Genomic DNA, 7724 nt, shown 5'->3' with positions numbered 1-7724 from the left:
ACGGTCTGTACTGCGCGAACAGTCAGAATCGAGCCTTGTCCCTCCTCCTCCCTTCAAGTCCTACCATACAAGCGAGCCTGCTCGCGAAGGCGGCGTCCTAGTCAATAAAAATGTTGAATGTGCCGGCCTCTTCGCGAGCAAGCCCGCTCCCACAGTTTGTCCCGGGTGATCGCCGAATAGGCGTTCAACTCAAATCCCTGTGGGAGCAAAGCTTGCTCGCGATAGCGGTGGTCCGGCCTGGCCTCATTTTGAATCAACACGCCTGACACGCTTCATCACCCCCACGAAAAACACCGGCACGAACACCACCGCCAGGGTGGCGGTGATCATGCCGCCGATCACCCCGGTGCCAATGGCCTGCTGGCTCGCCGAACTGGCACCGGTGGCGATTGCCAGCGGTACCACGCCGAGAATGAACGCCAGGGACGTCATGATGATCGGTCGCAGGCGCAGGCGGGCGGCCTGGAGCGTAGCGTCGATCAGGTCATGCCCATCGTCGTACAGGCTCTTGGCGAACTCGATGATCAGGATCGCGTTCTTTGCCGACAGGCCGATGATGGTGATCAGCCCGATCTTGAAGAACACATCGTTGGGCATGCCGCGCAACGACACGGCCAGCACCGCGCCGAGCACACCCAGCGGCACCACCAGCAACACCGAGGTCGGGATCGACCAACTCTCGTACAGCGCCGCCAGGCACAGGAACACCACCAGCAGCGACAGGCCCAGCAGGATCGGCGCCTGGCTGCCGGACAGGCGTTCCTGCAAGGACAACCCGGTCCATTCCTGGCCCAGGCCCGTCGGCCCTTGGGCCACCAACCGTTCGATTTCAGCCATGGCTTGCCCGGTGCTGTAGCCCGGGGCCGGTTCGCCGGAAATGCTCACCGCCGGATAGCCGTTGTAGCGGGTCAATTGCGCCGGCCCCTGGGTCCAGCGGGCCTGGACGAAGGCCGACAACGGCACCATTTTCCCGCTGCTGTTACGCACGTGAATCTTCAACAAGTCCTCGACCTGGCTGCGCTGGTCACCCTCGGCCTGCACCACCACCCGCTGCATCCGCCCCTGGTTGGGGAAGTCGTTGATGTAGGCCGAACCCACCGCCGTGGACAACACACTGCCGACGTCGGCAAAGGAAATGCCCAGGGCATTGGCTTGCTTGCGGTCGACTTCAAGTTGCACCTGCGGCGCCTCCGCCAGGGCGCTTTCGCGGACATTGATCAGCATCGGGCTTTTTTCGGCGGCGGCGAGCAATTCGCTGCGGGCCTGCATCAGCGTGGCGTGGCCGAGGCCGCCACGGTCCTGCAAGCGGAACTCGAAACCGCTGGAGGTGCCCAGGCCGTCCACGGGCGGCGGCAACACCGAGAACGCCATGGCGTCCTTGATCTGACTCAGTGCCAGGTTCGCGCGGTCGGCGATGGACGCCGCCGAGTCCTCGGCGCCGCGTTGCGACCAGTCCTTGAGGGTGGTGAACGCCAGGGCCGCGTTCTGCCCGCTGCCGGAGAATCTGAAGCCGAGGATGACCGTGCTGTCGCCGACCCCCGGCTCACCGGCGTTGTGCGCCTCGATCTGCTCCACCACCTGCACCGTCCGGGTTTTGCTCGCGCCCGGTGGCAGCTGGATGTCGGTGATGGTGTAGCCCTGGTCTTCCACCGGCAGGAACGAGGAGGGCAAGCGACTGAACAGCAGGCCCATGCCCACCAGCAGCCCGCCGTAGATCAGCAGGTATCGGCCGCTGCGTTTCAGCGCGTAGGCCACCCATCCTTGGTAGCGGTCGCCGAATCGGTCGAAACCACGGTTGAACCAGCCGAAGAAACCGTTTTTGCCGTGGTGATCACCTTGGGCGACCGGTTTGAGCAAGGTCGCGCAAAGTGCCGGGGTCAAGGTCAGGGCGAGAAAGGCCGAGAACAAAATCGACGTCGCCATCGACAGCGAGAACTGTTGGTAAATCACCCCCACCGAGCCCTGCATGAACGCCATCGGAATGAACACCGCCACCAGCACCAGGGTAATGCCGATGATCGCACCGGTGAGCTGCCCCATGGCCTTGCGCGTGGCTTCCTTGGGCGACAAGCCTTCCTGGGCCATGATTCGCTCGACGTTCTCCACCACCACGATGGCATCGTCCACCAGGATGCCGATGGCCAGCACCATGCCGAACATGGTCAGCACGTTGATCGAGAACCCTAGCGCCAGCATCGTCGCGAAGGTGCCCATCAACGCCACCGGCACCACCAATGTCGGGATCAGCGTGTAGCGAATGTTCTGCAGGAACAGGAATATCACCGCGAACACCAGCAGCATCGCTTCGCCGAGGGTATAGATCACCTTGGTGATCGAGACTTTGACGAACGGCGAGGTGTCGTAGGGAATCTTGTATTCCACACCGGCCGGGAAGTAGCGCGACAGCTCGTCCATCTTGCTGCGCACCAGGGTCGCGGTGTTCAGCGCGTTGGCGCCCGGTGACAGTTGCACCGCCACCGCAGTGGATGGCTTGCCGTTCAGGCGCGTGGAAAACTGGTATTCCTGGCTGCCGATTTCCACCCGGGCCACGTCGGCGATGCGCACCGTCGAGCCATCGGGGTTGGCCTTGAGCACAATGTCGGCGAACTCCTGCGGCGTATTGAGCTGGCCTTTGACGACGATGGTCGCGGTGATTTCCTGGGTGCTGCGGCTCGGCAGATCCCCCAGGCTGCCGGCCGAGACCTGGGCGTTCTGCGCCACGATGGCGGCATTGATGTCGGCCGGGGTCAAGTTGAACCCCACCAGTTTCCGGGGGTCGATCCAGATCCGCATGGCCCGCTCGGCGCCGTACAGCTGGGCCTTGCCGACACCGTCCAGGCGCTTGATCTCGTTCATCACGTTGCGCGCCAGGTAGTCGCTGAGGGCCACGTCGTCGAGCTTGCCGTCGTTGGAGGTGAGGGTGATCAGCAGCAGGAAGCCGGCCGAGACTTTGTCCACCTGCAAGCCCTGCTGCGTGACCGCTTGCGGCAGGCGCGACTCCACCGCCTTGAGGCGGTTCTGCACATCGACCTGGGCCAGTTCCGGGTTGGTCCCGGGCTGGAAGGTCGCGGTGATGGTGGCGCTGCCCAGGCTGCTTTGGGAGTCGAAATACAGCAGGTTGTCGGCGCCGGTGAGTTCTTCCTCGATCAGGCTGACCACGCTGTCGTCCACGGTTTGCGCCGAAGCGCCCGGATACACCGTGTAGATCTCGATCTGTGGCGGGGCCACGACCGGGTATTGGGCCACCGGCAGTTGTGGAATGGCCAGGACACCGGACAACAGAATGAACAAGGCGACGACCCAGGCGAACACCGGACGGTCGATGAAGAATTGCGGCATGGCTTAGTGTCCTGCCTGTGGCCCGGGAACCTGGGCGAGGGGAAGTGGGGAATCGTCGACCCGGACTTGCTCGCCGGGACGGGCGTGTTGCAGGCCTTCGATGACGATGCGGTCGCCGGGTTTCAAGCCGTGGGTAACGACCCAGCGATCGTTTTGCGCGGCGCCCAATTGTACCGGTTGCTGGCTGACCTTTTGCTCGGCGTCCAGCAGCAACACTTGGGCGACCCCGGCGCTGTCACGCAGGATGGCCCGTTGCGGCACGGTGATGCCTTGGCTGTTGACCGCCTGTTCGAGGCGTACGCGGATGAAACTGCCCGGCAGCAGGTCCAGGTCGGGGTTGGGAAATTCGCTGCGCAGGGTGATCTGGCCGGTACTCGGGTCGACGCGGAGGTCGGTGAACAGCAACTTGCCGGGCAACGGGTACGGGCTGCCGTCGTCCTGGATCAAGGTGGCCTTGGCCTGGCCCTGGCCGACTGCTTGCAACTGCCCTGCGCGAAAGGCGCGGCGCAGGTCGTTGAGTTCGCGGGTCGCTTGCGTGAGGGCGGCGTGGATCGGGGCCAGTTGCTGGAGCAGCGCCAACGGCGTGCTTTCGTTCTGCCCCACCAAGGCGCCTTCCGTCACCAGGGCGCGGCCGATGCGCCCGGAAATCGGCGCGGTCACCGTGGCATACCCCAGGTTCAGCTTCGCCCGTTCCACCGCGGCCTTGCTGGCGGCGACGTCAGCGGCCGTCTGGCGCACGTTGGCCCGGGCGTTGTCGTAGTCCTGGCCACTGATCGCCTTGTCATCGATCAACTGGGCATAACGCTGGGCTTGCAAGCGGGCCTGGAACGCATTGGCCTCGGCCTTGCGCAACGCCGCCTCGGCACTGTCCAGGTCGGCCTTGAACGGCGCCGGATCGATGCGAAACAGCACCTCGCCCTGCTTGACGTCGCGGCCTTCATGAAACACCCGCTGCAAGACCACGCCGGCCACCCGCGCCCGGACTTCGGCGACCCGTGGCGCGGCGATCCGGCCGCTCAGCTCGTTGCTGATCGACAGTGGCCGGGCCTGGACGGTTTCGACACGCACGCTGGGCAGCGGGGCGGAGGCTTCCGGGTTCGAGCCGCTGTCACAGCCACTGAGCAGCAGCGCGCCGACCAACAGGCCCAGTGTGACGAAAGGAGTCTTGGACATGGTGCTTCCCCACTATTGAGCCGCCCATGGTAGGGACCGAGGCCTGTGGCAGGGGTGAAGCTTTGTAGGCGCTCTGTGAAATTGTGTAACCACACAGGCCGCTAGATCCGAAATTGACCGACCATTTGCTGATGATGGTTGGCCCATCAGAATGCAGGGGAGGAGGATTTGGTTTTTATAGGTAGGCGTATTTTTTGGCGTCACCTGTTAGTTCTGACAGTAGCGACAATCTTTTTTTTGCTGAGAATATGCAGCAATCACCATCAAGGTGATTGAGTTTGAAATAGACCGTCAGACAAGGAGAACGTTATGAGCTACACAACGAGCGATTACAGGGGATATGAAATTCGCGCATATTCCGCCGATGATCCGGAGTATCCAAATCAATTCCAGGTTTTCTCAAAAAACGGTAACAAAATAACGCTTCCTCAGCGCACCCTCGAGGACGCGCAGAGGCATCTTGATGCTTCAATGAATCCTGATGATCACGCCCGTTATTAGTAAAAAACCCAACGATTGATGAAAAGCGGCAGCACGATGAGGTGGAAAGCCACGGGCCTTCAAACGTCCGTGGCTCGCCAAGCTTTATTTGGATTCAATTAAGATTGGCGGTTCACGTAGGCTGGTTAAGCAGATTGCAAGAGGCTATGGCGTGCAACGAGTGACACGCCTGCGATGCTGCTTCTTCCATCCGAATGGTCAAGGATCTCGCTGATTTCGCGAATGTCACTAATGCGATGGCTGATGTCTTCCACGATAGCGCTTTGCTCCAGAGCGGCGGTGGCGATCTGGGTACTCAAGTTGTTGATCTGCCTGACGAAGCCAGACACGAGTGACGAATGAGTGTCACTCAGGGTTTGGCGGGTGCCGGCAACTACAGTGAATCGTCAAGCACCCTTATATCCGAAAATGCCCCACCAACTGCTGCTGGTGGTTGGCCATGGCATGCAACGAGTGGCTCGCCTGCGAGGCTTCCTCCATGCGGCTGGTCAAGGTTTCACTGATGCCGCGAATGTCACTGACGCGATGGCTGATGTCTTCCACGACAGCGCTTTGCTCCAAGGCCGCGCTGGCGATCTGCTGGTTCATGTGTTCGATCACTTCCACGGCATCGGTGACGCGCTGCAGCGCCGCCTGGGTCTTATCGACTTGAACGACGCTGTCCCTGGCCAGCTCGCGGCTCGACTGGGTGCTGTGCACGACGTCCTGGCTCAGTTGCTGCAACGCTTCGATCACCGAGCGTATTTGTTCGACCGAATTCTGCGTATTGCTCGCCAGATGCCGGACTTCGTCGGCCACCACCGCGAAGCCACGGCCCTGTTCGCCAGCGCGGGCGGCCTCGATGGCGGCATTCAATGCCAGCAGGTTGGTCTGCTGGGCAATCGCACAAATCACATCCAACACCTGGCCGATGTGCTGACTGTTGCCGGCCAGTGCCTGCACTTGTTCGAGGGTGGTTTCCAGGCAGCGGTCGAGGCTGTCGATGCTGTTGACCGCGTTGGCGAATAGTTCCCGCCCTGATCGGCTAGCGGGTTCGGCGACGGTGGCGGCATCGGCCGCCTGGTGGGAATGGCGCGCCACTTCCTGGGCGCTGGTGCTCATTTCATGCAAGGCGGTTGCCGCCAGTTCGACTTCCCGGTACTGCGTGTGCATGCCCGCGCTGACTTCCCGGGCCACCTGCGCCGAGGTGTCGGCGGTGTTGCGGGTGTCCAGGGAGGCTTGCTGGATATCGCGGATGATGGGCTGCAGTTTATCGAGAAAACGATTGAAACCCTGGGCCAGATGGCCCAATTCATCGTGGCGGTCGTCGGGCAGGCGCTGGGTGAGATCGCCGTCGCCGTCGACAATCGCATCGAGCATTTGCGCCACCCTCAGCAGTGGCCGGGTCACGCCGTAGGCGGTGAGCCAGATGAGTAACAGGCCCAAGCCGGCAGCCAGCAAGCCCAGGCTGAGATTGAACCAATTGGCCTGGCGATGCTTGTCGTCCAACTGGGCCTGCATGTGCAGGGCCGGCGCTTGTACCAGCGTTTCCGGCACGCGTATCTGCAATTGCCAAGGGGCGTTTGCCGGAGCGGTTTGCACGGTTTGCTGCACATCGACAGACGTACCCGCCACGGTGCCGCTGTGGCCGGCAATTTGCCCGGATGGGGAAAGGATGTTGATTTCGCTGTGGCCGGAATACAGGTCGTTGGCCAGGCTGGCGGCGAGTTGCTGGAGGGTATCGAGGCTGATGTCCATGCCGACGACACCGATAACTTTGCCTTGGTCCAGCAGCGGTATGGAGATGCTGCTCATCAGCGTCTTCTGGCCTTCGACCTCGATCGCGTAGGGCTCGGTCACGCAGGTGCGCCCTTGGGTCTGGGGGCAGACGTACCAGGCGTTGGCCGGCTCGCTGCCCGGTGGCGCGGTGTTGGCACTGATCTGGGCTTCGCTGAGCACTTCTTGCACCAGATGGCCGGGTTGGCTTTGCGACCAGTACAGGGCAAAGCGACCTATTTCATTGCCGGCCAGATCCCGTTGGCCGGTGAAGCCGGCATCTTCACCGATCAGCGCGTCGGGAAGCAGCACCACGTAGAAGCCCAGCACTTTTTCGCGGTTCTGGAGAGCCTGGCGGGTCGCGGCGATCAAGTCCCGACGCAGTTGCCCCGGTGTCAGTCGCCCGTTCTACGCCTGGGCGCGCAGTTGCAGGACTTGCTGGGCAAAACCTTCCCCATAGATCGCCGTTTCGCTGAAAAACCGTTCCACCCGCTGACCGTGTGCCAAGCCCTGTGCCTGCAAACCTTCCAGGGCCGAGCGCCCCAGCAGTTGACTGCTTTGCTGCTTGAGCAACGTTGCGCTTTGCTGGCTCTGATACAGCGAGGCACCGGTCAGTGCGCCGACGACGGCCAGCAGGCACAGGCCGCTCAGGAGCGTGATCCGCCATTGGATAGAGAGACGAGTGAAGGACATGCTGAGGTTTTCCTGCGCGGGGGATTTTTATTGTTCTGTGCCCAGCACGGTTTGAGCGGTGGGCGAGGTTATCTTGCGGCAGGAGGCACTTTCCCGTTATCCCGAATCGGCAGCGGTTGTGCGCCGGCATAGGGCAATGCGACTCCGCCAAGAAAACACAAAACCTGTGGCGAGGGAGCTTGCTCCCGCTGGACTGCGCAGCAGGCCCAAAAAAGAGGGGCCGCTGCGCGACCCCGCGGGTGCCCCCTACCCCGCCACCAGGT

Annotated in this window: 6 protein-coding genes and 1 pseudogene; 1 reads left to right on the top strand and 6 read right to left on the bottom strand. The window is 62.3% G+C overall.

The features are described 5' to 3' along the window. Positions 1–243: 243 nt before the first annotated feature. Complete coding sequence (locus tag HGO40_RS19785) at positions 244–3339, bottom strand: multidrug efflux RND transporter permease subunit (protein ID WP_250964399.1); 3096 nt, start codon at positions 3337–3339, stop codon at positions 244–246. Between the two features lie 3 nt (positions 3340–3342). Then, complete coding sequence (locus HGO40_RS19780; RefSeq protein WP_250964398.1) at positions 3343–4512, bottom strand: efflux RND transporter periplasmic adaptor subunit; 1170 nt, start codon at positions 4510–4512, stop codon at positions 3343–3345. A gap of 309 nt (positions 4513–4821) precedes the next feature. Here HGO40_RS19780 and HGO40_RS19775 point away from each other — a divergent pair, with 309 nt between their 5' ends. Beyond that, complete coding sequence (locus HGO40_RS19775; RefSeq protein WP_250964397.1) at positions 4822–5013, top strand: hypothetical protein; 192 nt, start codon at positions 4822–4824, stop codon at positions 5011–5013. 125 nt (positions 5014–5138) lie between these two features. Here the strand turns inward: HGO40_RS19775 and HGO40_RS19770 are convergent, their stop codons facing one another. The 4 genes and pseudogenes from HGO40_RS19770 to HGO40_RS30910 form a co-directional block, all read right to left on the bottom strand. After that, positions 5139–5312, bottom strand: coding sequence for a hypothetical protein (locus HGO40_RS19770; RefSeq protein ID WP_250964401.1), 174 nt, complete (start codon positions 5310–5312; stop codon positions 5139–5141). A gap of 97 nt (positions 5313–5409) precedes the next feature. Next, the gene (locus tag HGO40_RS30920) at positions 5410–6165 is read right to left on the bottom strand and encodes a methyl-accepting chemotaxis protein (RefSeq protein WP_502943334.1); all 756 of its coding nucleotides are present in this window, start codon (positions 6163–6165) and stop codon (positions 5410–5412) included. A gap of 102 nt (positions 6166–6267) precedes the next feature. Continuing rightward, positions 6268–7140, bottom strand: a pseudogene (locus HGO40_RS30915) (PDC sensor domain-containing protein); the annotation flags it as partial. A gap of 36 nt (positions 7141–7176) precedes the next feature. Beyond that, positions 7177–7461: a hypothetical protein gene (locus HGO40_RS30910; protein WP_502943333.1), complete on the bottom strand. Its 285-nt coding sequence runs from the start codon at positions 7459–7461 to the stop codon at positions 7177–7179. Between the last annotated feature and the right edge of the window lie 263 nt (positions 7462–7724).

The organism is Pseudomonas sp. CG7 (assembly GCF_023701885.1).
Classification (GTDB): domain Bacteria; phylum Pseudomonadota; class Gammaproteobacteria; order Pseudomonadales; family Pseudomonadaceae; genus Aquipseudomonas; species Aquipseudomonas zanjanensis.
This window is presented reverse-complemented; position numbering and strand designations above follow the sequence as displayed.